Here is a 23,811-nt window from a genome sequence, read left to right as displayed (position 1 = left end):
TAGCGGGATAAAAAAAAGATAAGGGAAACCCCTTATCTTTTTTTATTGCCATATTTTTTCTTCACTTTGTCACGTTCTGTTGCAAGTTTACGTTTATAGTTTGGTTTTACTTTTTTCGGTTTTTTAATAACTTTCGTTGCCATAACATCAAGTTCGTCATTTGGTTTTTTACGGCTCTTACGACGACGACGCTCACCTAAATCGGCCCACTCATCTCCGCGTAAATCTACATGCTTGAACTCAATATGACGTTGTTTTTCTAAACTATCTAACGCTTCTTCGTTTGCTGGATCATATATCGTCACTGCAATACCAGAATGCCCCGCACGTGCTGTTCTTCCAACGCGGTGAACGAAGAAATCTAAATCTGATGGTAGCTCATAGTTAATAACATGGCTAATCCCTTCAATATCAATACCACGTGCTGCTAAATCAGTCGCAACAATATATTGGAATTCAAGGTCACGAATTTGTTTCATCATTTTTTTACGATCACGTGGTGATAAATCCCCGTGAATTCGTCCAACTTTTAAGCCGCGTTCCATTAATCCATCAGCAACTTGGTCTGCCATCTTTTTCGTATTCGTGAAAACAACTGCTAAATACGGTTTAAATTGAAGTAGCATTTTATGCACTAAATCAATTTTATTACGATGTTTAGAAGGCACTAAATAGTGTTCAATGTTTCCAGCTGCAACTTGTTTTGGATTGATATGAATATGCTCTGGATTCTCCATATACTTCTTCAGAAACGGTTTTAGTTTTTGAGGAATTGTTGCAGAGAAAACTAACATTTGCAAGTTTTTAGGCATGCGTGCTGCAATTTTATCTACATCATGAATGAATCCCATATCAAGCATTAAGTCTGCTTCATCGACAATAATCGTATTTGCTTTATGAACAAATAATGCTTGCTCTTCTACTAAATCTTTAATACGTCCTGGTGTTCCAACTACGATATGAGGTTGTTTTTTCAACTTTTCAATTGAGCGTTGTTTATCAGTTCCACCAATTAAACAACGTGCTGTAATCATTTGGTCTTCCGCACAAAACTTTGTTAATTTCACGATTTCTTCGTAAATTTGTTGTGCTAACTCACGAGTAGGCGCTGTAATAACAAGTTGTACTTCTTCACGACTTGCATTAATTCTGTTTAATGTAGGAAGTAAGTATGCATGTGTTTTCCCAGAACCTGTTTGGGATTGTCCAATTACACTTACACCTTTTTTCACGACCGGGAAAATTTTCTGCTGAATTCCTGTCGGCTCTGTAAAGCGTAGTTCACGAACTGCATCTATTAAAAATGGTTTAAAATCATACTGTGTAAAAGTTTGTTGTGTCATAAGTTACACCTTCTTTCTAAAATTTCTACTGCGCGCACAAATCAGTCAAGTCTACATTATATCGAAATCTACAAGTAAAATCCATCTTTAGTTTAGGTTTTCACTTCAAAAACTAACCTTCTTCCCTTTTATTGCATATTGTATGTGTATATACCTAACTGAAGAAAGGAGGATTTCTCACATGTTTCCGAAATCCCCTACAAGGCAAATGTATCCGAATCCAGGGCAACAACCTTATACACCATATCCAATTCCACAACTACCACCAATGGCACAAAAAAAGAAAGGTTTTCTTGCTAAGCTTTTTAAAAAACACGATCCAACCGAGCCTTTTATGCAAATGGTTCCACCTTACCGACAAATGGAAGGGCAACCGATGATGCATCAGCAACCACCACCGCCACAATATCAACAGCAATATCAGCAGCAATACCACCAACAATATCAGCAGCAACATCCACAATATCAACCATACATGCAGCAACACCCTGAGCAAATGATACCGCTTCAAATGTATGAATCAAATGAAACGCGCGGCGGCGCAACTACAGCTGCGGCAACAGCAAGCAGTGGCATCGGCAGTTTCTTTTCGAACTTAATTTCAAATCCCACTAATATGATAAACAACATCGAAAAAGTATCCCAAGTCGTTCAATCTGTAGGTCCTGTCGTCGAACAGTATGGTCCTATTATGCGTAGTCTACCAAGCATTGTTAAAATCCTCACCTCTGGAAAAAGTACGGAAGAAAATCAAACGGAAAATGTAACAGAGCCAGTTGAGGTAGAAAGTCCGCCTCCTGCACCTCAAAAAAAGAAACGAAAACGAAAGAAAATAGTGATTGAACCTGTAATAGAAAAAGAGTTACCGAAAGAACCAGTTCAACAAACAGCAACAAAACCAAAACTATATGTGTAACAATCCTTTGTTTTCTATCCACTCCTCCTTTATAATGTAAAAGACTATGCACAAAAGTATCCCTTGTTTAGAAGGAGAGGATTACTCATATGAAAATTGTTAAAATTTCCCCTCGTGGTTATTGCTACGGTGTTGTCGATGCAATGGTAATTGCACGTAATGCTGCATTAGATAAATCATTGCCGAGACCCATTTATATTTTAGGTATGATTGTTCACAATAAACATGTTACAGACGCTTTTGAAGAAGATGGAATCATCACATTAGACGGTCCAAGTCGCTTAGAAATTTTAGATAAAATTGATTCTGGTACTGTTATTTTCACAGCACACGGTGTTTCTCCAGAAGTTAAACAACGCGCAAAAGAAAAAGGTTTAACAACAATCGATGCCACTTGCCCAGATGTTACCAAGACGCATGACCTTATCGAAGCTAAGAAAGCGGAAGGGTATCATGTCATTTATATCGGTAAAAAAAATCATCCAGAGCCAGAAGGCGCAGTTGGTATTGCACCTGACATCGTTCACCTTATCGAAAGAGCCGATGATTTAAAAACATTAGAAATCCCAACAGATAAAATTTTAGTAACAAATCAAACAACGATGAGTCAATGGGATGTTCAACATTTAATGGAGGACATTCAAAAAAAATTCCCAACAGCAGAATTCCATAAAGAAATTTGTTTAGCTACTCAAGTTCGCCAAGAAGCTGTCGCTAAACAAGCTGATGTTGCAGACTTAACAATTGTTGTTGGTGATCCGAAAAGTAACAATTCAAATCGCTTAGCACAAGTATCACAAGAAATCGCGGGTACAAAAGCATATCGAGTTGCTGATGTAAGCGAAATTCAATTAGAGTGGCTACAAGGTGTAGAAAACGTAGCTGTTACAGCAGGTGCTTCTACTCCAACGCCAATTACGAAAGAAGTTATCGCTTTCTTAGAGCAATATGACCCAATGAATCCCGCTACATGGGAAAGAGTTCGAAAAGTACCGTTACAAAAAATATTACCTCGCGTGAAAGTGAAAAAAGAACAATAATAAAAACCGTTGCTTACATGAGCAACGGTTTTTATTTTTCTTATACAAATATAAATGGATCTGTATGTAACTGCGAAGCATGAATGTGTACATTGAGTTTCTTTGCATCCACTTTTTCTTGTAATTGCTTTTGCACACCTTGTTTCATTACTTTTTCAACATTATGTCCCGGGTCAACTATATTTAAACCGAGCATCATCGCATCATGAGCAACATGATAGTACATGTCACCAGTTACATATACATCTGCTCCTTTAAATTTCGCTTGGTTTATATATTTATTACCATCTCCACCAAGTACAGCTACTTTACGCACTTTATCATCTAACTTACCGACAACTCTTGCGCCCTTCACGTCTAATGATTGTTTCACATGTTCTGCAAATTGGCCAAGCGTCATTTCTTCTTGTAAGTATCCTATTTTTCCTAGGCCTAACGTTTCACCTTTATTATCAAGCGGATACACATCGTACGCTACTTCTTCATAAGGGTGCGCCGTTACCATTGCTTTAATCACTTTCCGCTGTAAGGAAGCTGGAATAATCGTTTCGATTCGCACTTCTTCTACACGTTCTAACTGTCCAGTTTCCCCGATATAAGGATTTGTCCCCTCTTGAGGTACAAATGTGCCTGTACCCTCGCTACTAAACGTACAGTGGCTATAATTGCCGATATGACCAGCACCTGCGTCTCCTAATGCTTTCCTTACTTCTTCTGCATGAGTGACTGGCACAAACACAACAACTTTTTTCATTTCTTCTGCATATGTCGGTGCTAGAACTTCTGTATTTTGCAATCCTAACGCCTCAGCAAGTAAATCGTTTACCCCGCCCTTAGCAACATCCACATTTGTATGCGCTGCATAGATTGCAATATCATTTTTAATACACTTTTCAATAATTTTCCCATACACCTTATCTGTATGAATCGCTTTTAACGGGTTAAAAATTAAAGGATGATGAGCAATAATGACATTTGCCCCTAATTGAATTGCTTCATCCACAACTTCTTCCGTTACATCTAGCGCAATCAATACGTGCTGCACGGGTTTATTAAGCGCTCCAATCTGCAGACCAATCTTATCTCCTTCCATCGCCAAATGCTTCGGATACATACTTTCAAATAAAGAAATAATTTCATGGCCATTTGGAATTTTACTCATGATAAAACCTCCCCTATCATTTTCATTTTCGCTTCTACTTCCCCACGCTTCGCTTTTGTTTCTTCAGAATCAGCCGCACGTTCTAACTGTTTTAAAATATTTTGGAAGTTTTTTAATTCTCCTTCCCATTTTTCTACGAAAGCTTCACTTTTTTCTGTTATTAAAAATGGTCCCATAAACAATTCAGCTTGTTTATTTTCAGAGTAAGGCGCTGCAACATTTCCGCGCTCCCCTACTAAAATTTCGTAAATTTTCCCATCTTCTTTTACGATTTTTTCATGGATAAGCTCCCAACCATTCTCAATAAACCATTCACGAATATGATGCGCTGCAATATTAGGCTGTAAAATTAAACGCGTTACACCTTCTAATTTTTCTTTACCACTTTCTAAAATGTCACGAATTAACGCTCCGCCCATTCCGGCAACCGTAATTACATCTACTTCTCCTGGTGCGATAACCGCTAATCCATTCCCTTTACGTACATCTACTTTATCTTGTAAACCACTTTCAGCTACAGTTGCTTGCGCAGAGCGAAATGGTCCATCTACAACCTCTCCTGCAACTGCTTTTGTAGCAATATTATTTATAATTGTATAACACGGTAAATACGCATGATCCGATCCAATATCAGCAACTGTAGATCCTACTGGTATTTCACGTACAACTTCTTCTAATCGTTTTGAAAGCTTTACTTCATTCATGTATTTCCATTACTCCTTCTCTTGTCAGTCTGTCTCCATGATAATGAATTTATAGTAGTTGTTGCAAGCCCATAACAACAATTCACCGCTCTATCATTCATCGTATTTTAGAAAATATAGAAAAACAAGCCCTTTGCATAAGCAAAAGGCTTGTCATACGGAACTTTATTTTTTCTTCGATAACCAATCAGCTACTTTAGCGGCTTGATCAGCTGGAACTATATTGGCAGGCATATTGCCTTTTCCTTTCGAAAGAATTTCTTTAATTTCATCCTTTGAAAGTTTCCCACCAATTTTTTGTAAGTTAGGTCCAACTGCCCCTTGTAACTGATCACCATGGCAGCTCGTACAGCTTTGCTTCACAATATCTTCTGGTTTTGATGCCGTTTGTGCTGGCTTCCCGCCATTTTTTGCATCAGCTAACTCTTTAGATTTATTTAGCCCCTGAAATGAAAATACAAACATAACGATAATACCCAATGCTGCAATAAGAGCGAACGGAATCAGCGGATTACGTTTCATATCTCTTCTCCCCCCTCTATACCCCTAAATAGTTAGATGATTCAGTCATTTATATTGTACTTGAAAACGCTCTATCAGAAAAGAGCAAACTACTACTTGTTAAAAATATTCCATAAATTCAGTTTATTGTTTTTTATTGTCATATCGCTTATTATTTCGATAATTATTAACGTTTCTCATCATATTTTTCGCTTTTCTACATATATTTTTGTATATAATAAACAAAATTAATCGAAAAATCGAAAAATGAGCATTTGCAAATCAAAAGACAATTCTGTAAAATAAATTACAAGAAATTGTAATCGTTGCCCATAGCTAAATTTTAACAAAAATTAACAAAATAAAAAAGTTTACTTCACAAAAGTGAAGTAAACTTAAAAAATAACCTATTCTAAGAAATCCTTAAGACGCTTACTACGGCTTGGATGTCTTAATTTGCGAAGTGCTTTTGCTTCAATTTGACGAATACGCTCTCTCGTTACGCCGAATACTTTCCCAACTTCTTCAAGCGTACGAGTTCGTCCATCATCTAAACCGAAACGAAGACGTAGAACATTTTCTTCACGATCTGTTAGTGTATCTAACACATCTTCTAATTGTTCTTTTAGCAATTCATAGGCTGCATGGTCCGCAGGCGATGTTGCTTCTTGGTCTTCAATAAAGTCACCTAAATGGGAGTCATCTTCTTCACCAATTGGTGTTTCAAGAGAAACTGGCTCCTGTGCAATTTTTAAGATTTCACGTACTTTTTCTGGAGCAAGATCCATTTCCTCACCAATCTCTTCAGGAGATGGTTCGCGACCTAAATCTTGTAATAATTGACGTTGTACACGAATTAACTTATTAATCGTTTCAACCATATGAACTGGAATACGAATTGTTCGCGCTTGGTCTGCAATGGCACGTGTAATAGCTTGGCGAATCCACCAAGTTGCATACGTACTAAATTTGAAACCTTTACGATAATCGAACTTTTCAACAGCTTTAATTAGACCCATATTACCTTCTTGAATTAAGTCTAAGAAAAGCATACCACGGCCTACATAGCGCTTTGCAATACTTACTACAAGACGTAAGTTTGCTTCTGCAAGACGACGTTTCGCTTCTTCATCGCCTTCTTCAATACGCGTTGCAAGTCGAATTTCTTCTTCTGCAGATAGTAAGTCTACACGACCAATTTCTTTTAAATACATACGAACAGGATCGTTGATTTTAACCCCAGGTGGTACACTTAAATCATTGAGGTCAAACTCTTCTTCTGTTTTTGTAATTTGGCGATTATTAGGGCCTTCTTCGTTGTCATTATCACCAACTAAATCAATGCCTTGTTCACCTAAATATTCATAGTATTCATCCATTTGATCGGATTCAATTTCAAATCCATTCATGCGTTCTGCAATCTCTTCATATGTAAGAACGCCACGTTTTTTTCCGAGCTCAGTGAGTTGTTCTTTCACTTGCTCAAGGGTCATTTCAGTTTCAATTTGTTTAGAACGAGCTGGTTTGTCAGCCATCTGTTCCCCTCCTTACGCGAGATACAAACATTCATTATACTAAAACTTTATCAAAAAAGCTATTTTCTCGCTTTTTGATTTTGTAAATATGCTACATAATATTTAGCAGCCTCTACAGGATCTGTTTTTTCCATTTGTTTCACTTTAAAGATAATTTCCATCTTTTCAAGTTTTTCCTGATGCCGTCTAAGCGTCTCCAAATGGCCTTGCAACACTTCTTCTGTGTATTCTGGATTAATAAATTCATCCGTCGAAATATCAGTGATAATATTTTTCAACTTTTCATCAGAGAGCCAACTTAAAAATGTTCCAACTGAAGGTTCATTTCCCTTTTCATAATATGCGTATAGTTCATATAAAATCCCTTTATGTTCTTCTGTATGAAAATCTTCTATATGGGATTCCATACGAACAGCTACTTCTGCACTTTGCAACATATGGTAAATAATTTCTCTTTCCGCTCTTTCAAAACCTGTTAACTTCGGTTTTGTTTGAACGACTTGAGACGGTTTAGCAACCTGCTTTATTTGTTTTTGCTGTACCTTTTGTTCTTTGCGATATTGGTGCAATTGGTTCAAAAGTGTTTCCATTGAATACGAAAATTCTTGCGATAATGACTTCAAATATGACTCTGCCTGCATCGCATCTTGTAACAACGATAACTCTTTTAAAACACTCTTCACATATTCTTCTTTGCCAGACTCATCTTGCAAATTTTTCCCTAAACGCAAATAATTTATTTTAAAACCAACAAAACTCACACTTGATTTCACAAGATTTTCAAAAGCAGTAGTCCCATATTGTTGCACATATTCATCAGGATCAAGCTTATCTGGCAAGGATGTGACTTTCACTTGGCAACCAACTTTTAGCAATAATTGCCCTGCTTTCATCGTCGCTTCTCGCCCTGCTTTATCACCATCATAGCAAAGAACAACAGTTTCAACGTTACGTCGCAGAAGTTTTGCTTGTTCTTCAGTTAAAGCTGTTCCCATTGTCGCAACAGCTTCTTCCACACCACTTTTTACCGCAGCTAGTACATCGGCATATCCTTCGAAAAGAACCACTTGCCCACGCTTTCTAATAAACGGTCTTGCTTGGTGGAAGTTATACAACAATTTACTTTTGTGAAAAATCGGTGTTTCAGGGCTATTTAAATATTTCGGAGTGTCATCTCCTAACGCCCTTCCACTAAACGCTATCACCTTACCTTGTAACGTATAGATCGGGAACATAACTCTTCCACGGAAGCGATCATAATGACTACCATCCTTCTCACTTCTTATTAGAAGGCCAGCTTGTTCCATACTAGACAGCGATAAACCTCTTTTTTGTAAAATTTTCGTCGCTGCATCCCAAGCAGGTGATGCATAACCAATTTCAAACTTCTCAATCATCTCTTTCGTAATACCACGGTTTAATAAATATGAAAGTGCTTCATTTCCCTCTTCCGTATTTACTAATAAATGATGATAATACTTTTTCAATAATTCATGAGCTTGTTGCATGATGACAGTGTCATCAGATATGTCTTCTTGTTGTCCTTGCCCTGATGTATACTCTGCAACCGCAATTCCATTTCTTTCGCCTAGCTTTTGAACAGCCTCGGTAAAAGCCAGTCCTTCCATTTTCATTAGAAAGGAAAATACATTTCCACCTTCTCCACATCCGAAGCAATGAAAAATTTGCTTATCAGATGAAACAGAGAATGAAGGAGAATTCTCACCATGAAATGGACAAAGGCCGAAATAGTTACGCCCCTGTTTTCTAAGTTGAACGTATTCACCAATGACTTCTACAATATCGGATGATGTCCGAATCTGTTCAACAACTTCTTCGGGAATTCTGTTCCCCATAACTCCATCTCCGTGTCGTATTTTGTATTCGATATAAATTAAAAAATTCCTTTATAATTCGACAATATTTTTCTAAACTTGTTAGAAAGTGTTGCCGATTACATTGTATAAACGATTTTGAACCTTTCCTATAGGTCCTTTATCTGCATAAATCGCATATACATACTTGCTATATAAAATTGTATACATTCGCTCATCTGTTACAAATGTATCTCTTAGAAACAATACATATACACCTTTTTATAAGAAGAGTAGCAAGCCACATATACTGTTTGATCTTGAGATTTGTAACTTTTTCATGTTGATCCATATAACGATCAACTCCATTTTGTTCAGTATCTACAAAGATCCAATTGCCTTGCTATTTCCTTAAAGGATGAGCATATGATGCGACAAACAAAATTCCGACATGAAATTCCGCTCCAACTTGCACAATTTCAGCCTTCACGGGATATACATCTACACCAACTAATATGTTGTTGATGCTTTGCATATTTCTGTATTCTACATCCCTTCTGCGAATCCTTCCATAATGTGCGTTTTCTTGTATAGATTTTGTCGATTTAACGTAATTACATGTCTTTTTCGTAAATCCTATCCCTAGTTTATTCTGAAAAATTAAAGTCTAAACGTAAAATATAGGTTTTTATCACAATTTTTTATTATAATATATTTTCTTCAACTACGCTACATATCCCTTTATTTTTTCATCTTACATTTCAGGATGACAAACTCACACCTTGAATATACTAAAAGACAAAGGAGTATAAGTATAACCATTACACTACAATCTATTACAAAATCCATAGGTATCATATTTCACACGAGCGAAAAAAGCACATTCACCTTTGGTAAATGTGCTAAAACATTTTTTGGTTTTGCACTGCATTCACAATAATATTTGCTGTTTCTTCAATCGCTTTATTCGATACATCGATTACTTGGCAATTTATTTTACTAATTACTTCCTCAAAATGATTAATTTCTTCTTGAATACGATTAATATTTGCATATGTTGCTCCATCACTTAATCCAAGTGATTTTAATCGTTCTTTTCGAATATGATTTAACTTATCTGGCGTAATTTTCAAACCGAAACATTTTTCTTTTGCCACTTGATATAGTTCTTCAGGTGGGTCAACTTCTGGCACGAGTGGTACATTCGCAACTTTCAAGCGTTTGTTATGAGCTAAATATTGGGAAAGTGGTGTTTTTGATGTACGCGAAACACCAATCAACACGATATCCGCTTTTAAAATACCTCGTGCATCTCTGCCGTCATCATACTTCACAGCAAACTCAATCGCTTCAATCTTTTTAAAGTATTCTTCATCTAACCTACGGACAACGCCTGGCTCATATCTCGGCACTTGCCCCGTAATTTCTTCTATTTGATCAATAAGAGGGCCGATAATATCGTATGCCTCTACCCCTTCTTTTGCAGCCTCTGTTACTAAATATTTGCGCATATCAGGCTTAACTAACGTAAAACATATAAGTGCTTGATTACTCTTAGCAATCGAAATCACTTCTTTTAGTGTCCCTGTATCTTCTACATATGGTACACGTCTAATATCAGGAGCAAACGGGAATTGCCCCATTGCTGCTCGAACAACCAAATCAGCCGTTTCCCCTACAGAGTCAGATACGACATATACGATTTTATTATCCATTACATTACCTCACTTTAAACAAATTACACTTATTCGTTATTTACTAAATTTACAAACGCACGTGTAATATTTGTTTTTGTAATTCGCCCAATCACTTCTAAACCTTGTTTCGTATCTTTTACAACTGGCATTGCATCAATCTGTCTTTCTATTAATTCCATCGCAATATCATATAAAGAATCCTCTCTACGACACATCGCAATGTTTGGCATCCTTGTCATGATAATATTAACCGGAAGAGAGGTTAAATCCTGCTTTCCTAAGCTCGCTCTTAATAAATCTTTACGAGACACAACACCAACTAATAGAGTCATCTGATCTACAACGAACAATGTACCAACGTCCTCTAAAAACATCGTACAAATTGCATCGTATACGGAAACATTTTTATCAATTACAACCGGTCTAGATTGATAATCTTGTACTTTAATTTTCTTAACAGCTTCAGATAATAGCTGCCCCCCAGTTTTACCCGTATAAAAATAACCTACGCGTGGACGTGCTTCTAAATAACCAGCCATCGTTAAAATTGCTAAGTCTGGTCTTAGCGTCGCACGTGTTAGACCCAATTGCGCTGCAATTGATTCCCCTGTAATAGGACCGTGATCTTTTACAATCTGAATGATATGTTCTTGCCGTTTATTCAGCTCTATGATAATCACCACCTTTAATGCACAACGAAAAAAGTTATACTATCTCTTAAATATTATATACTAAATATGCTATTCGAAAAAGAAAGTATGTAAAAAGGACCGTATACGGCCCAAAATTATATTTGAAACTTATCAAGTTGTTCTAAAAAACGTCTTGATTTCAAATAAATTCCGCAATATTCATCATAATATGTATTCAATACTAAACGCATTTGTTTTTTTGTGCTATCCTTTACCGATACATTTCCGAGCCTATGTAAATCGAAATGGAAGAAAAGACGTAATAATTTATGAACAGCTTCTCCTACCGGTATACGATACGGGTCTTGCTCTGCATGACGTGAGCACAGAAAACCGCCTTCCCTAACGGAGAAGGCGACAAAGTCTGTTTCTTGATGACAAATCGCACATGTATCAAAGTACGGGCGCATCCCTAATACCGGAAGCATTTTCGTTTGATAAATTAATGATAATACTTCTGGATCAACACCCTCACACATATAATGCAACGTTTGATATAACATTTCAAATAAATACGGATTATGTTTTTTATCTTCTGTTGCTTTATCAGTTAATTCAACAATAAATGATGCATAAGCAGTTAAAAATATATCCTCGCGAATTTCTTTCATAGTTGAAATAATCTCGCCTTGTTGCAATGTTCCAAGCCCAGATCCCATTTGAATAAGAAACTGGCCATGTGTCATTAATTGCGACACAGATGCTAATCGGCTTTTCGGTTTTTTTGCCCCTCTTGCCATTGCACTTACCTTACCAAGTTCTCTTGAGAATATTGTAACAATCTTGTTCGTTTCTCCGTAATCTGTCGTACGGATAACGATGCCTTCAACTTTTTGAAACATGTTCGTCACCATCCAAGGTTTGAACAAAACGGGTCAAGAAATTGGAGAGTCTAGATGCGCTAGCTCCTCTTCATGTTGATCCATCTCATCGTTTACGTCTTTTTCCATTTCTTTCAAAAGCAAGTACGTTTCAATGCTTCCTGTTTTGGAGAAAAACTTCCAGGTAAAATCTAGCATAAGAATCCACCTTTCTCAATAAGCGTAGCCTATAAACCAATTTCCTTTGTTGTTATTAAATTGACCCATTTTGTCCATTTTCATGTGAGAAAAATTTTTCCTAATTTATCAAAGTTCATAAAAACCAATAATCAGTGGATGAACCAACCATCCACTGATTACAGCTTGACTCTATTTTAGTACTCATCCTCGCGGAAACCTAGGTCACGAAGCTGAGACATTTTATTACGCCAATCTTTTTGCACTTTTACCCATACTTCTAAAAATACTTTAGAACCAAGTAGCGCTTCAATATCAAAACGAGCTCGCTTACCAACTTCTTTTAACATTTTCCCTTGTTTTCCGATGATGATTCCTTTTTGTGATGCACGTTCAACAACAATCGTTGCATTTATATAAACTGCCCCGCCCTCACGCTTTTGAATCGCATCGATAACAACAGCCACAGAATGCGGCACTTCTTCACGTGTTAAATGTAGTACTTTCTCACGAATAAGCTCTGCAATAATAAATCTCTCCGGATGATCCGTTACTTGATTATCTGGATAGTATTGTGGTCCTTCTGGTAAATACTTTTTAATTGTTCCAATTAAAGCGTCCACATTATTACCGTCTAACGCAGAAATTGGTACAATCTCTGCAAACTCATGTAGTTTACGATATTGATCAATTAACTCTAGTAATTGCTCTGGATGAAGTTGGTCAATTTTATTAATTACTAAAAATACTGGTTGTTTCGTTTCTTTTAACTTCTCGATGATGAATTCTTCACCACGACCAAAGCCTTCGACAGCATTAACCATAAACAGAACGATATCAACTTCTTTTAATGTCGTTTGCGCCATCTTCACCATGAAGTCGCCTAGTTTATGTTTAGGTTTATGTATTCCTGGTGTATCAATGAAAATAACTTGTGCATCATTTTCTGTATATACACCTTGAATTTTATTACGAGTCGTTTGTGGCTTATCACTCATAATAGCAATTTTCTGGCCGATAATACGATTTAAAAATGTAGATTTCCCAACATTCGGTCTGCCAATAATAGAGACAAAACCTGATTTATAACCTTTTCTATTCATGTAAATCCTCCGCTAAAAATGCTCCTGGTAACAACTCTCCGACTGTCGTCTCTTGAACGTCACCATGTAAATTTGTTAAGTATACTTTCGTATCCTGTTTACATAATTCTACCATAACTTGTCGACATGCTCCACAAGGAGGTACTGGGCGCTTTGTATCTGCTACAACCGCAATGGCTACAAATTCTTTATCTCCTTCAGAAACCGCCTTAAATAAAGCTGTTCTTTCAGCACAATTACATAAGCCATATGATGCATTCTCAACATTACATCCACGATATACTTTTCCATCGCGCGTTAATAGTGCTGCACCTACTTGAAATTTAGAATATGGTACGTACGCTTGTTTACGCGCTTCGATTGCTTCTAGAATTAATTGTTTACTATTCATATTCCCGCATCCTTCCTGTTCACAGCTATGAAGAGGTACACTCTCTCATTAAAGCCCCTTACGGCACTTCCAAAGCTTAATAAAAGCTTCGGAATGCAACTATACCATATACGGTAAAAAGATAATAGCACCAATTATAACAGCTATAATTGCAAACAATAAAACCGCTCCTGCCGCAACATCCTTTGCAATTTTTGCAAATGGATGAATATCGGCAGTCGCTAAATCTACTGTTTTTTCCACAGCCGTATTTACCATTTCTAAACTCATTACACTCCCTATTACAATAAGTAATATCATCCACTCTGTTCTCGTAATATGGAAATAAAAGCCGCAGCATATAACAATGACTGCGGCTAAATAATGGATTTTCATATTTCGCTCATGACGAAAACAAAAGAATATACCAGCTATAGCATATCCAAAACTATCTATAAGTTTTCCTTTTTTCATCGTCCTAATCCAAAAGCTTCTAAAATTTCTTTTTGTCTTCCGAACATTTCTTTTTCATCTTCTTCTGTCATGTGATCATAACCAAGTAAATGTAAAAAGCCATGTAATGCCAAAAATCCAAGTTCACGATCGAAAGAATGTCCGTACTCTTCAGCTTGCTCTTTCGCCCTTGGAATAGAGATAATAAGATCACCTAACATGCGTGGCATCTCTGCACCAACAATCTCCATTTCTCCTTCTCCCATTTCTTCCATCGCAAAGGATATTACATCTGTAGGTTGATCTTTATCTCGGTAATCACGATTAATTTCTCTAATGCGCTCATTATCTACAAATGTCACCGATACCTCCGCACCATCCTCGATATTTTCCATTTGAGCTGCTTTTTCTAACACTTCACGAATTAAACTCATATACGCTTCTTTTACTTCTTCTGTTTCATCAATAAAATCAATTAACAAACTCATTCTTTCTCCTTTTCTTCCGGAAGTTCCGGATATGTAATACGCGAATGGAAAATACCATTTAACGTTTCACACAACGTTTTTCCAACGATTTGTAGTTCCTTAAACGTCAAATCACATTCACTAAATTGACCGTCTTGTAGTCGATCTTTAATAATACTTTGCACCAAATTATTAATTTGTTCTGGCGTTGGGTGATTCATAGAACGTACCGCAGCTTCTACACTATCAGCAATACCAACAATTGCCGATTCTTTCGAAGTTGCTTTTGAACCTGGATAACGGAACATCTCTTCTGTATATTTTTCTTTATCTTCTTTAATAGCTTTATAATAAAAATATTTCAGTAACGTTGTACCGTGATGTTGCCCAGCGATATCAATAATTTCTTGTGGAATATGATATTCTTCGAGCATTCTTACTCCATCCGTTACGTGAGCAATTATAATATCTTTACTCGTTACAGGATCTAATTTATCATGCGGGTTTTCAATTCCCATTTGGTTTTCAATAAAAAATTGCGGTTGTACTGTTTTTCCTACATCATGATAATATGCCCCTACACGCGCTAATACACCATTTGCCCCGACTGCTTCACAAGCAGCCTCAGAAAGATTCGCTACCATTACACTATGATGATATGTCCCTGGCGCTTCTAACAAAATTCTGCGTAAAAGCGGATGGTTTGGACTTGATAGTTCCATAAGCTTCATGCTTGATACGATTCCAAGTCCACTTTCTAAATATGGTAAAATCCCCATAGCCAAAACGGATGATATAATCCCTGAAAGTGAAGCCATTAATAATTGCGTACCAATTTCAAGAGGCGAAAAATTCCCATTACGTAATAATAAGAGCGCCGCCAATACGACTACATTTAATACAGAAACGAGTATACCAGCTTGTAAAATCATTGTACGACGATTTTTTTCTCGCAAGAAAATACTAACCGATAATGAACTTAACAATACGTAAATCCCTACACTATAATTTAATGTACTCGTTACTCCTTCATTAAACATAATACTTCCGCATACAGAAAAAATCATACTCGTTAAAAAGACAAATCGATCACCAATCATTAGTTTTACAAGTATTGTTCCCATCGCAACTGGGACAACATATGCAATCCCCGCGTATTCAAGTTTTTGAAACAAACTAATGATTTTCATTAAGACGATTGTGATAGACAAAATTGTAATATACGCTAAAACATACGGTCTATCTTCTCTTTTTCTCTTTAAAAATAATTCAAATTGTTTATGCATAAAGTATAGTAACACACCAATGAGTACCGCTAATCCAACATAAGGTTGAAAGCCGTTCCCTTTTTCTAACAAACCAACTAATTTCAACTGATTATACACATCACTTGAAATTGTTTCACCTTCTCTAACAAGAACTTGTCCTTGAAGAATATAAACAGGTGGAACTAAATCTTCCTCTGCTTTTCTCTTCTCTTTCGTTAAGATCGGGTCATAAAAATAGTTTGCTGAAATTGCATATCTTCCTAGCGCCTTAATTGACTCTTTTAAACCATTATCAACATTAACACTATTCATCTCACTTACATATCGTTCTTTCGCATCTTTCAATTCGTCCATTTTAATATGCTCAGTCATGATACTATTAATCGCTGTGACCGCAGCATCTTTCGCTAATACTAATTGGCTCGAATCTGCATTAATCAAACTTAGTAAGTTTGAATCAGATAATTCTTTCGTTAAGTCAGCGGGTAGTTTCTTTTTTAACTTCTCCACTTTCTCAGCATCAGTCATCTTTTTTTGATCATCCGGTCCAACAGCTTTAATCTCTTGCACCACTTCATCCACTTTAGCAAAGACGTCATTCACAATATCAACTTTGTTTTGTTTATACTCACTTTTATATGTATATTGATCTTCAACTTTTGTAGCGGCTTCTTTTTTCTTTTTATCCGTTGTAACTTTATCTTCAATTTTTATAGGAGAATGGATTGTCTTTTTCGCAATAGAATACATATTAACATCTAATTGCTCTGGTTTTACATTATTCATAAGCGCAAAAAACAGCACTGCTCCTAATACAACGTAAGAAATCCAACTTAGTTTTTTCGAATGTTGTAAATTACGAAACCACTTAGAAATTTCTTGAGATCTTGACATGATTTCAATACCTTCTCCTCTCCAGAAATAAAGTGAAACTATTTATAGCTTTCATTTCTTCTACCAAACGATACTTTGAGGCAACATTTTATACACTAGTACCTATAGTTTATTTTCCTTATCTTTCATGATAGTAAAAAATATGACGTTCGCCAACCTTATCATACAAAAAGAAATGATCCTGACAAATAGGATCATTCCATTTTATCATATGCCTCAATAATACGTTGCACCAATGGATGTCTCACAACGTCCGTTTGTTCTAATGTAATAAATGACAGACCTGATACACCAGATAAAATATTAGCAGCTATAGATAGCCCTGATTTTACCCCTTTTGGCAAGTCTACTTGTGAAGGGTCCCCTGTAATAACCATTTTAGAACTAAAACCTAATCTTGTTAAAAACATTTTTATTTGAGCACCCGTTGTATTTTGAGCCTCATCTAAAATAACAAATGAATCATCAAGCGTACGCCCCCTCATATAAGCAAGCGGCGCGATTTCAATTACTCCTCGCTCCATCATACGCTGCGTATATTCTTGTCCAAGAATATCATGTAAGGCATCATATAATGGGCGTAAGTATGGATCTACCTTCTCTTTCAAATCCCCTGGTAAAAAACCTAAATTTTCTCCAGCTTCTACAGCAGGTCTTGTTAAAATAATTTTCTTTACATACCCTTGTTTTAAAGCCCTCACAGCCATTACTACAGCTAAGTATGTTTTTCCAGTTCCTGCAGGCCCTATCCCAAAGACAATATCATTCTTCTTCATCGCATGAATATATCGTCTTTGCCCCATTGTTTTTACACGAATGGATTTACCTTTTGCAGTCTTGAAAATTTCTTCTTCATATAACTCTTCAAATTGAGCAATTTTCCCTTGTTGTGCAAGCTGAATTGCATACGCAACATCTCTCTCTGAAATTGATATACTTTTACGAATTACAACAAGTAATTGCTGTAAGATTTTTTCTACGAGTGTCACCGTTTCAACTGCCCCAGATACATGAACAGTTTCTCCTCTAGTTACGATCGATACATTCAGTTCTCGTTCAATTACTTTTAAATGTGCATCATTGACTCCAAAAAGAGCGATTGCTTCGTTAGTATTTTCCAATTGTTGGTTCATTTCTACTAATTGTTCTGCCATTACTCAGTCTCCTTGAATATCGGATTCGGATATTGGTTGTGGCTCTGCAATATTTTCAACCACAGTATAATGCAATGTGACCTTTAGTTGACCCGCCTCAACCTCTTTACTCAAAATCTTATCACTTACAATCATAGCATGTTCATCCAATTTTTTCTTTAGTTCTTTTTCGGCCATCTCTTTCGCTACTTTCAGCGCTTGCTTTTCTGTATATTCTCGATTCGCTTCTTCCTCTTCTCTCACAACATCTTTTTCATATGCAATCGGCAGTGTAAAACCAAATAATTTCACATCATGCTTTACACTTTCAGTACGAGAGCGTTTATACTTATCATGCTGAAATCCCCATATTTTTATTTTCGTATCCCCAAATTTAAGAAAATGTTCATTGTATACATTACCAGTATACACTTGGAATTGCGTCTTTAACGGGACATCCACCTTAGATGTATACCACGTTTCTCCATACACAATACCTTTCGCTGAAACAATCGTCGGACTTTCCTCATTACCATATATTCCTGATACGAGAATTTGCCCTTTTTCTACATGATCATTTTTCAGTACAACCGGCTTTCCAACTTCTACGAACGTCTTTGTAATAATCGCTTCTTTTTTTGCTACTAAATTTTGCGGCCTTTGTTCCTTTTCTTTCTTCGGTTCGTTTTTTTCAACAATTTTAAAATGATACGTCGTTCCTCTTACTTCTAGTCCCGCCCAAGTAATGGCATTAATATTATCTGTCAAATGGCGTTGTACATCTTCTACATTCGGCATTTGAAATTGTAGTTTCCCTTTTTTAATACCCATTTTATCCAATTCTTTCATCAATATATATTCCGTTTCAGGTTTTGCTCCTGTAATTTCAATTTTCCAAACCATATTTGACATTGCAATTACACCAAAAAAGAAAATTAAAAAACCAATTAAAAATCCACTATTTTTAATTAAACGCTTATTCCAAAAAGGAAAACCATAACGTCCAATAAAATATAATTTACATTCATTTTTTCTATAAATTGGTTTTATTTTTTTCACATCGCGTAACAACATACAAAAAACTAACGTTTCATCAGCTATCTTTTTAACATCCCAAACTAATAAATTCCTCCGTACACATTCATTAACAAACCGTTCCGCTCCTCTACCTTCAATTCGCACTTTTACATATCCAAGCCACTTTATAAACCATTTATTTTTCATTTACCACCTTCACTACCTTTCTAAAAGTAGATATACTACTTTTTATTTGAAACATTAAAATAGCTCGTACTAAAATGAAACCGAGTAAAACTGTAATCAGTCTCTATCAACGGAACTTTTACAGGATAAAGAAGAAAAACTTCACAAATGGAAGTTTCACTTCAATCACCTTTTTTTTCATTTTCTAAAAATGTTACTTGCTCAATTATCCCTTCGAGCAAAAGCTCTTCTGGAAGAATCGTTTTAATAACAAAGGATTGTCCTTTAATTAATAATTGACCGTGTTTTAAAAGTAATCGCACTTCTTTATCTGAAAACACTAATAACCCCCGATGATTTTCTATATAAATATGTATTTGCCCAACAAGAGTAATCCGAGGTAGATCCATTAATACATCCACTGGTAGGTCTACTTGTTTTGTCAACCAATTTTTCATTTGTTCTAATTTCTTCATCTCGAAAGACCCCCTCTCATCCCATATATATGTATTTCTTCACAAGTGCCTATCGTGTTATAACGTCTTCACTAACATAACTATATTCTGTAAGAGTTCATATCATGTTAATTAAAACAGTCGCTATATGAAATCATATTTGTCAGGACAATGATGGATCAGAGGATGTTACCTTTAATAATAGAAGTATTAATACAAGAATATGCGCCCCTACAGGATATCAGTACAAGTTACATTAAGAAATTGAGCCTAGCGAGAAGTTAGAAACTTGAAAAAAACTGTTACAATTCGTTCTGGATGTGACATACTGACCATAGAATAAGTAGTTGTCATTTATTGGACAAATGAGATAAAGTGAAACTTTAATCCCCCCTCACCAATCGGGCTGCCCGTTAATGAGGGATAAAATCAAAAAAAAGAAAATTTCTCCACTCTGAATGTTACGTTGTAAGTAAGAATATTTTATAGATGGTTGTTATATGAATTTCAAAAAATATTAGGGTTCATTAAAAAATGAATTAATAAATGAGGAAATACGAAAGTAAATTGGCTTTAGTCAAGAAATTTCGAATGTCATAAAACAAATTATCGACAGTAATATCCGGCCATTTTATGCAACTGATGCAAAATCTAAAATAGTTAGAATCTCTTTCGTTACCTTTGAGGATTATGCTGAAGAGCAAGCTATAAAACTTCAATCTGATTTTCAGAAGGTTCGGTACTTAGCTTTTATTTGCGAAAGAAGTTTTAGTCAAGGAAGTAAGAATAGGTGTAGAATCGGAATTATACAAGGAAATAATAAATTGAAACTTTAACTAGAGGGGGTTCTATCACTTATAGAAACCCTTTTTAAGCAATATAGCGTTTCTCCTTAATAAGAACAATAAAAAAACGTCTCATACGAAATGAGACGTTTTTTTACGCTAATAGCTGGATAACCAGCTTATTCACAAGTGATCCGTCTGTTTTACCTTTTACTTTCGGCATAACAGCAGTCATCACCTTACCCATATCTGCTTTAGAAGTCGCACCAACTTCAGAAATAACTTGCTTGATTACATCAACTAGTTCTTCTTCAGTTAATTGCTCTGGCAAATATGCGCTTAAAATCTGAATTTCACTTTGCAGTTTATTAACAAGGTCTTCACGACCAGCTTTTTTAAATTCAAGGAGGGAGTCCTTATACTGTTTTACTTCACGAGCTAAAACTGTTATTTCCTCTTCTTCAGTAAGAGTATGTTGCAGTTTAATACCTTCATTTTGTAAAGCAGCCTTAACCATACGAATAACGGTTAATTTTTCTTTTTGTTTATTCTTCATCGCTTGTTTCATATCATCGTTTAAACGACCGAGAAGACTCATAACTTACACCCTCTCTTAGAATTTACGCTTTCTTGCCGCTTCAGATTTCTTCTTACGTTTTACACTTGGTTTTTCATAAAACTCGCGCTTTCTTGCTTCAGCAAGTGTACCAGTTTTAGAAACCGATCTTTTAAAACGGCGAAGTGCATCCTCCAAAGACTCGTTTTTACGAACGACTGTTTTTGACATTCTCTTTCCCTCCCTCCGAAACATCACACTTACATACTAACTTCAGCATGCAAAAAGAAACACTTCTTCAGCATGTCTTTTACGATTATAATACATTTTATCACTTCAGGTCAACTATTTGGCAGAATAAAAGAAGAATAGAAGCATTTCCTTTTCAAAAGTTATGCAAATAGCTAGTATCCTTTACTGATGAAGACAACTATATTTTTATCATTTCATCTTTTTTCATACAGGGATGCATGAAACGCCTCCCCACCTTATAGTACTTAACCGCTTCAAATAAAGAAAGCATGCAAACCGTTTCCGGTTGCACGCTCTTTTTATGCGCTAGCTGATTCTTTTTTTACATCATCTTCAAGAACACGAACAAATTGCGCTTCGTTATATGGATAACCCGCTTTCGTAATTTTCACTTTCACTAGCTTACCAATTAATTCTTCTGATCCTTCAAATACAATTTTCAAGTAGTTATCTGTATACCCTACATATAACCCTTCACGGTCGCCGTCTTTAAATTGCTCTTCTGGAATGATTTCAAGCACTTCACCTTCAAACGCTGATGCATATTCTTTCGCTAATTGATTAGATAGCTCAATTAAACGATGAACACGATCATTCTTCACATCTTCAGGAACTTGATCTTCCATGCGTGCTGCAGGTGTTCCTGTACGTTTTGAGTAAGGGAACACATGTAACTCAGAGAAGCGGTTCTCTTTAATGAAATTGTATGTTTCCATGAATTCTTCTTCTGTTTCACCTGGGAAACCAACGATTACGTCAGATGTAATCGCAAGGCCTGGTAACGCTTCTTTCAAACGATCCAAACGCTCTTGGAAGAACTCCATCGTATATTTACGACGCATACGTTTTAATACAGTATTAGAACCAGATTGCAACGGAATATGCAAGTGGCGTACAACTACTTCAGATTTATCTAACACTTCAATTACTTCATCTGAAATTTGACTCGCTTCAATAGAAGAAATACGAAGACGTTTTAATCCGCCTACTTCCGCTTCCATATCACGAAGTAATCCAGCTAAGTTATAATCTTTTATGTCTTCGCCGTATCCACCTGTATGAATACCCGTTAATACGATTTCTTTATAGCCTGCATCCACTAATTGTTGTGCTTGTTTAATAACTTCTTTTCCATCACGAGAACGCATTAAACCACGCGCCCAAGGAATGATACAGAATGTACAGAAGTTATTGCAACCCTCTTGTATTTTTAAAGACGCACGTGTACGATCCGTGAAATAAGGTACATCAAGTTCTTCGTACACACGTGTTTTCATAATATTACGGACAGCATTAATTGGTTGACGCTCTTTACGGAATTCTTCGATGTAACCTAACATCTTTTCACGATCCTGTGTACCAACTACAATATCTACACCCGGAATCGCCATAATTTCAGCTGGAGATGTTTGTGCATAACATCCCGTTACGCAAATAACTGCATCTGGATTTTGACGCACAGCACGTCTGATTACTTGACGGCTTTTTTTGTCCCCAGTATTCGTTACTGTACATGTGTTAATAACATATACATCAGCTTTCTTTTCATATTCTGTTCTTTCATAACCACCTTGTTTAAACAATTGCCAAATGGCTTCTGTTTCATAGTGGTTTACTTTACAACCTAACGTATGGAACGCAACAGTTGACATTGATCATCACCCCATCAATTCAAAATGATACGAAGCAGCACTTAACGCGTATAACGGCGCCGTTTCTGTTCTTAAAATTCTTGGTCCTAAACTACATGGTACAAATTTATGTTCACGAAGCGCTGTAATCTCTTCCTCAGCTAAACCGCCTTCTGGGCCAAATACAATCAATAGCTTTTGACCTGGTTTCATTGTCGTTAAAGCTTTCGCAAAATTAGATTTCTCACCTTGTTTTGCTTCCTCTTCGTAAGCAACAAGACAAACATCGTACTCACCACTCATTGAAAGCAATTGCTTAAATGATGCCGGAGCATGTACTTCTGGAATTTCACTTCTATGTGATTGTTCCGCAGCTTCTTTCACAATTTTTCTTAAACGCTCAACTTTTTTATCAGCTTTTTTCGCATCCCATTTTACGATAGAGCGAGATGCTTGAAATGGTAAGAATGCAGCTGCCCCAAGCTCAGTTCCTTTTTGAAAAATTAACTCTAGCTTGTCTCCTTTTGGCAGTCCACTTGCAATCGTCACGAAAACAGGAAGTTCACTTGACGCCTCTACCCATTCTACAATAGCCGTATTAATAAATTCACTGGTAATTTCATCAATTGAACATACTGCTGTTTTTCCGTTTACACAGCAATAAATATGATCACCAGCTGACATACGCATCACTCTTGCGATATGATGTACGTCATCACCTACAATGCGAATACTTGTCTCATTTACATATTTCTCTTCTACAAAATAACGTTGCATATAATCACCTTAGTAGAGTTTCGTTCCTTTCGTAAGTCAACACTTACGAAAAGAACGAAACG

The 23,811-nt window shown here is 36.2% G+C and carries 25 protein-coding genes; 2 read left to right on the top strand and 23 right to left on the bottom strand.

The window, feature by feature from the left end; translation table 11 throughout:
• Window positions 1-32: 32 nt before the first annotated feature.
• A complete protein-coding gene (locus ES895_RS02515; RefSeq protein ID WP_000194015.1) occupies window positions 33-1,343 on the bottom strand; it encodes a DEAD/DEAH box helicase in 1,311 nt (436 codons plus the stop codon).
• Window positions 1,344-1,524: 181 nt separating this feature from the next.
• Between ES895_RS02515 and ES895_RS02510 the strand changes: the two genes are divergently transcribed.
• The gene (locus ES895_RS02510; RefSeq protein WP_135238153.1) at window positions 1,525-2,259 is read left to right on the top strand and encodes a YqfQ family protein; all 735 of its coding nucleotides are present in this window, start codon (window positions 1,525-1,527) and stop codon (window positions 2,257-2,259) included.
• An 89-nt stretch (window positions 2,260-2,348) separates the two neighbouring features.
• Entirely contained in the window at window positions 2,349-3,299 is a 951-nt protein-coding gene (locus tag ES895_RS02505; RefSeq protein ID WP_000706659.1) for a 4-hydroxy-3-methylbut-2-enyl diphosphate reductase, read from the top strand.
• A 40-nt stretch (window positions 3,300-3,339) separates the two neighbouring features.
• Here ES895_RS02505 and ES895_RS02500 read toward each other — a convergent pair whose 3' ends face one another.
• The 22 genes from ES895_RS02500 to ES895_RS02395 form a co-directional block, all read right to left on the bottom strand.
• Window positions 3,340-4,461: a Nif3-like dinuclear metal center hexameric protein gene (locus ES895_RS02500; protein WP_000036233.1), complete on the bottom strand. Its 1,122-nt coding sequence runs from the start codon at window positions 4,459-4,461 to the stop codon at window positions 3,340-3,342.
• Window positions 4,458-5,165 (bottom strand): tRNA (adenine(22)-N(1))-methyltransferase, encoded by a 708-nt coding sequence (locus ES895_RS02495; RefSeq protein ID WP_001006542.1) that lies wholly within the window; start codon window positions 5,163-5,165, stop codon window positions 4,458-4,460. Before ES895_RS02495 ends, ES895_RS02500 begins: the two co-directional genes overlap by 4 nt.
• Window positions 5,166-5,330: 165 nt before the next feature.
• Window positions 5,331-5,687, bottom strand: coding sequence for a cytochrome c550 (cccA, locus tag ES895_RS02490; RefSeq protein ID WP_000828141.1), 357 nt, complete (start codon window positions 5,685-5,687; stop codon window positions 5,331-5,333).
• A 386-nt stretch (window positions 5,688-6,073) separates the two neighbouring features.
• Window positions 6,074-7,201: an RNA polymerase sigma factor RpoD gene (gene rpoD, locus ES895_RS02485; protein ID WP_000764066.1), complete on the bottom strand. Its 1,128-nt coding sequence runs from the start codon at window positions 7,199-7,201 to the stop codon at window positions 6,074-6,076.
• Between the two features lie 59 nt (window positions 7,202-7,260).
• Window positions 7,261-9,057: a DNA primase gene (gene dnaG, locus ES895_RS02480; RefSeq protein WP_000528221.1), complete on the bottom strand. Its 1,797-nt coding sequence runs from the start codon at window positions 9,055-9,057 to the stop codon at window positions 7,261-7,263.
• An 81-nt stretch (window positions 9,058-9,138) separates the two neighbouring features.
• Window positions 9,139-9,282 (bottom strand): hypothetical protein, encoded by a 144-nt coding sequence (locus tag ES895_RS29145; RefSeq protein ID WP_167754508.1) that lies wholly within the window; start codon window positions 9,280-9,282, stop codon window positions 9,139-9,141.
• 635 nt (window positions 9,283-9,917) lie between these two features.
• Window positions 9,918-10,730 carry a pyruvate, water dikinase regulatory protein gene (locus tag ES895_RS02475; RefSeq protein ID WP_000368937.1) on the bottom strand — a complete coding sequence of 271 codons (813 nt, stop codon included), beginning with the start codon at window positions 10,728-10,730 and terminating at the stop codon, window positions 9,918-9,920.
• Between the two features lie 29 nt (window positions 10,731-10,759).
• The gene (gene ccpN / locus ES895_RS02470) at window positions 10,760-11,392 is read right to left on the bottom strand and encodes a transcriptional regulator CcpN (RefSeq protein WP_000583756.1); all 633 of its coding nucleotides are present in this window, start codon (window positions 11,390-11,392) and stop codon (window positions 10,760-10,762) included.
• Between the two features lie 107 nt (window positions 11,393-11,499).
• Complete coding sequence (gene recO, locus ES895_RS02465) at window positions 11,500-12,246, bottom strand: DNA repair protein RecO (protein ID WP_000487013.1); 747 nt, start codon at window positions 12,244-12,246, stop codon at window positions 11,500-11,502.
• Window positions 12,247-12,279: 33 nt separating this feature from the next.
• Window positions 12,280-12,423, bottom strand: coding sequence for a YqzL family protein (locus ES895_RS02460; RefSeq protein WP_000883924.1), 144 nt, complete (start codon window positions 12,421-12,423; stop codon window positions 12,280-12,282).
• A 176-nt stretch (window positions 12,424-12,599) separates the two neighbouring features.
• A complete protein-coding gene (era, locus tag ES895_RS02455) occupies window positions 12,600-13,505 on the bottom strand; it encodes a GTPase Era (RefSeq protein ID WP_001080229.1) in 906 nt (301 codons plus the stop codon).
• Window positions 13,498-13,896, bottom strand: a complete 399-nt coding sequence (locus tag ES895_RS02450; RefSeq protein ID WP_001086282.1) for a cytidine deaminase — start codon at window positions 13,894-13,896, stop codon at window positions 13,498-13,500. The genes era and ES895_RS02450 overlap by 8 nt, the downstream gene beginning before the upstream one ends.
• 99 nt (window positions 13,897-13,995) lie before the next feature.
• Window positions 13,996-14,349, bottom strand: coding sequence for a diacylglycerol kinase family protein (locus ES895_RS02445; RefSeq protein WP_000715469.1), 354 nt, complete (start codon window positions 14,347-14,349; stop codon window positions 13,996-13,998).
• Window positions 14,346-14,816, bottom strand: a complete 471-nt coding sequence (gene ybeY, locus ES895_RS02440; RefSeq protein WP_000054679.1) for an rRNA maturation RNase YbeY — start codon at window positions 14,814-14,816, stop codon at window positions 14,346-14,348. The genes ES895_RS02445 and ybeY overlap by 4 nt, the downstream gene beginning before the upstream one ends.
• Window positions 14,813-16,957, bottom strand: coding sequence for an HD family phosphohydrolase (locus ES895_RS02435; RefSeq protein ID WP_000091514.1), 2,145 nt, complete (start codon window positions 16,955-16,957; stop codon window positions 14,813-14,815). Before ES895_RS02435 ends, ybeY begins: the two co-directional genes overlap by 4 nt.
• Window positions 16,958-17,151: 194 nt before the next feature.
• On the bottom strand, window positions 17,152-18,111 hold the full coding sequence (locus tag ES895_RS02430) for a PhoH family protein (RefSeq protein ID WP_000840520.1): 960 nt from the start codon (window positions 18,109-18,111) through the stop codon (window positions 17,152-17,154).
• A gap of 3 nt (window positions 18,112-18,114) precedes the next feature.
• On the bottom strand, window positions 18,115-19,314 hold the full coding sequence (gene yqfD / locus ES895_RS02425) for a sporulation protein YqfD (RefSeq protein WP_000792499.1): 1,200 nt from the start codon (window positions 19,312-19,314) through the stop codon (window positions 18,115-18,117).
• A 161-nt stretch (window positions 19,315-19,475) separates the two neighbouring features.
• A complete protein-coding gene (yqfC, locus tag ES895_RS02420; protein ID WP_000732269.1) occupies window positions 19,476-19,769 on the bottom strand; it encodes a sporulation protein YqfC in 294 nt (97 codons plus the stop codon).
• A gap of 918 nt (window positions 19,770-20,687) precedes the next feature.
• Window positions 20,688-21,131 carry a GatB/YqeY domain-containing protein gene (locus ES895_RS02410; RefSeq protein WP_000054562.1) on the bottom strand — a complete coding sequence of 148 codons (444 nt, stop codon included), beginning with the start codon at window positions 21,129-21,131 and terminating at the stop codon, window positions 20,688-20,690.
• Window positions 21,132-21,146: 15 nt separating this feature from the next.
• Window positions 21,147-21,320, bottom strand: coding sequence for a 30S ribosomal protein S21 (gene rpsU / locus ES895_RS02405; RefSeq protein WP_000048061.1), 174 nt, complete (start codon window positions 21,318-21,320; stop codon window positions 21,147-21,149).
• Between the two features lie 320 nt (window positions 21,321-21,640).
• A complete protein-coding gene (mtaB, locus tag ES895_RS02400; protein WP_000108679.1) occupies window positions 21,641-22,993 on the bottom strand; it encodes a tRNA (N(6)-L-threonylcarbamoyladenosine(37)-C(2))-methylthiotransferase MtaB in 1,353 nt (450 codons plus the stop codon).
• A 6-nt stretch (window positions 22,994-22,999) separates the two neighbouring features.
• Complete coding sequence (locus ES895_RS02395; RefSeq protein ID WP_001190159.1) at window positions 23,000-23,749, bottom strand: 16S rRNA (uracil(1498)-N(3))-methyltransferase; 750 nt, start codon at window positions 23,747-23,749, stop codon at window positions 23,000-23,002.
• Between the last annotated feature and the right edge of the window lie 62 nt (window positions 23,750-23,811).

Origin of the sequence: Bacillus sp. 007/AIA-02/001 (genome assembly GCF_004634455.1) — a bacterium.
Lineage (GTDB): Bacteria > Bacillota > Bacilli > Bacillales > Bacillaceae_G > Bacillus_A > Bacillus_A cereus.
This window is presented reverse-complemented; position numbering and strand designations above follow the sequence as displayed.

What these genes read in the sequence shown, in the direction of transcription:
- rpsU (WP_000048061.1), bottom strand. Translation starts at nt 21,320, where the DNA reads ATGTCAAAAACAGTCGTTCGTAAAAACGAGTCTTTGGAGGATGCACTT.
- dnaG (WP_000528221.1), bottom strand. Translation starts at nt 9,057, where the DNA reads ATGGGGAACAGAATTCCCGAAGAAGTTGTTGAACAGATTCGGACATCA.
- ybeY (WP_000054679.1), bottom strand. Translation starts at nt 14,816, where the DNA reads ATGAGTTTGTTAATTGATTTTATTGATGAAACAGAAGAAGTAAAAGAA.
- ES895_RS02460 (WP_000883924.1), bottom strand. Translation starts at nt 12,423, where the DNA reads ATGCTAGATTTTACCTGGAAGTTTTTCTCCAAAACAGGAAGCATTGAA.
- ES895_RS02510 (WP_135238153.1), top strand. Translation starts at nt 1,525, where the DNA reads ATGTTTCCGAAATCCCCTACAAGGCAAATGTATCCGAATCCAGGGCAA.
- rpoD (WP_000764066.1), bottom strand. Translation starts at nt 7,201, where the DNA reads ATGGCTGACAAACCAGCTCGTTCTAAACAAATTGAAACTGAAATGACC.
- mtaB (WP_000108679.1), bottom strand. Translation starts at nt 22,993, where the DNA reads ATGTCAACTGTTGCGTTCCATACGTTAGGTTGTAAAGTAAACCACTAT.
- ES895_RS02395 (WP_001190159.1), bottom strand. Translation starts at nt 23,749, where the DNA reads ATGCAACGTTATTTTGTAGAAGAGAAATATGTAAATGAGACAAGTATT.
- ES895_RS02500 (WP_000036233.1), bottom strand. Translation starts at nt 4,461, where the DNA reads ATGAGTAAAATTCCAAATGGCCATGAAATTATTTCTTTATTTGAAAGT.
- ES895_RS02505 (WP_000706659.1), top strand. Translation starts at nt 2,349, where the DNA reads ATGAAAATTGTTAAAATTTCCCCTCGTGGTTATTGCTACGGTGTTGTC.
- ES895_RS02475 (WP_000368937.1), bottom strand. Translation starts at nt 10,730, where the DNA reads ATGGATAATAAAATCGTATATGTCGTATCTGACTCTGTAGGGGAAACG.
- cccA (WP_000828141.1), bottom strand. Translation starts at nt 5,687, where the DNA reads ATGAAACGTAATCCGCTGATTCCGTTCGCTCTTATTGCAGCATTGGGT.
- ES895_RS02515 (WP_000194015.1), bottom strand. Translation starts at nt 1,343, where the DNA reads ATGACACAACAAACTTTTACACAGTATGATTTTAAACCATTTTTAATA.
- ES895_RS02430 (WP_000840520.1), bottom strand. Translation starts at nt 18,111, where the DNA reads ATGGCAGAACAATTAGTAGAAATGAACCAACAATTGGAAAATACTAAC.
- ES895_RS02450 (WP_001086282.1), bottom strand. Translation starts at nt 13,896, where the DNA reads ATGAATAGTAAACAATTAATTCTAGAAGCAATCGAAGCGCGTAAACAA.
- ES895_RS02445 (WP_000715469.1), bottom strand. Translation starts at nt 14,349, where the DNA reads ATGAAAAAAGGAAAACTTATAGATAGTTTTGGATATGCTATAGCTGGT.
- yqfD (WP_000792499.1), bottom strand. Translation starts at nt 19,314, where the DNA reads ATGAAAAATAAATGGTTTATAAAGTGGCTTGGATATGTAAAAGTGCGA.
- ES895_RS02495 (WP_001006542.1), bottom strand. Translation starts at nt 5,165, where the DNA reads ATGAATGAAGTAAAGCTTTCAAAACGATTAGAAGAAGTTGTACGTGAA.
- ES895_RS02435 (WP_000091514.1), bottom strand. Translation starts at nt 16,957, where the DNA reads ATGTCAAGATCTCAAGAAATTTCTAAGTGGTTTCGTAATTTACAACAT.
- ES895_RS02410 (WP_000054562.1), bottom strand. Translation starts at nt 21,131, where the DNA reads ATGAGTCTTCTCGGTCGTTTAAACGATGATATGAAACAAGCGATGAAG.
- recO (WP_000487013.1), bottom strand. Translation starts at nt 12,246, where the DNA reads ATGTTTCAAAAAGTTGAAGGCATCGTTATCCGTACGACAGATTACGGA.
- era (WP_001080229.1), bottom strand. Translation starts at nt 13,505, where the DNA reads ATGAATAGAAAAGGTTATAAATCAGGTTTTGTCTCTATTATTGGCAGA.
- yqfC (WP_000732269.1), bottom strand. Translation starts at nt 19,769, where the DNA reads ATGAAGAAATTAGAACAAATGAAAAATTGGTTGACAAAACAAGTAGAC.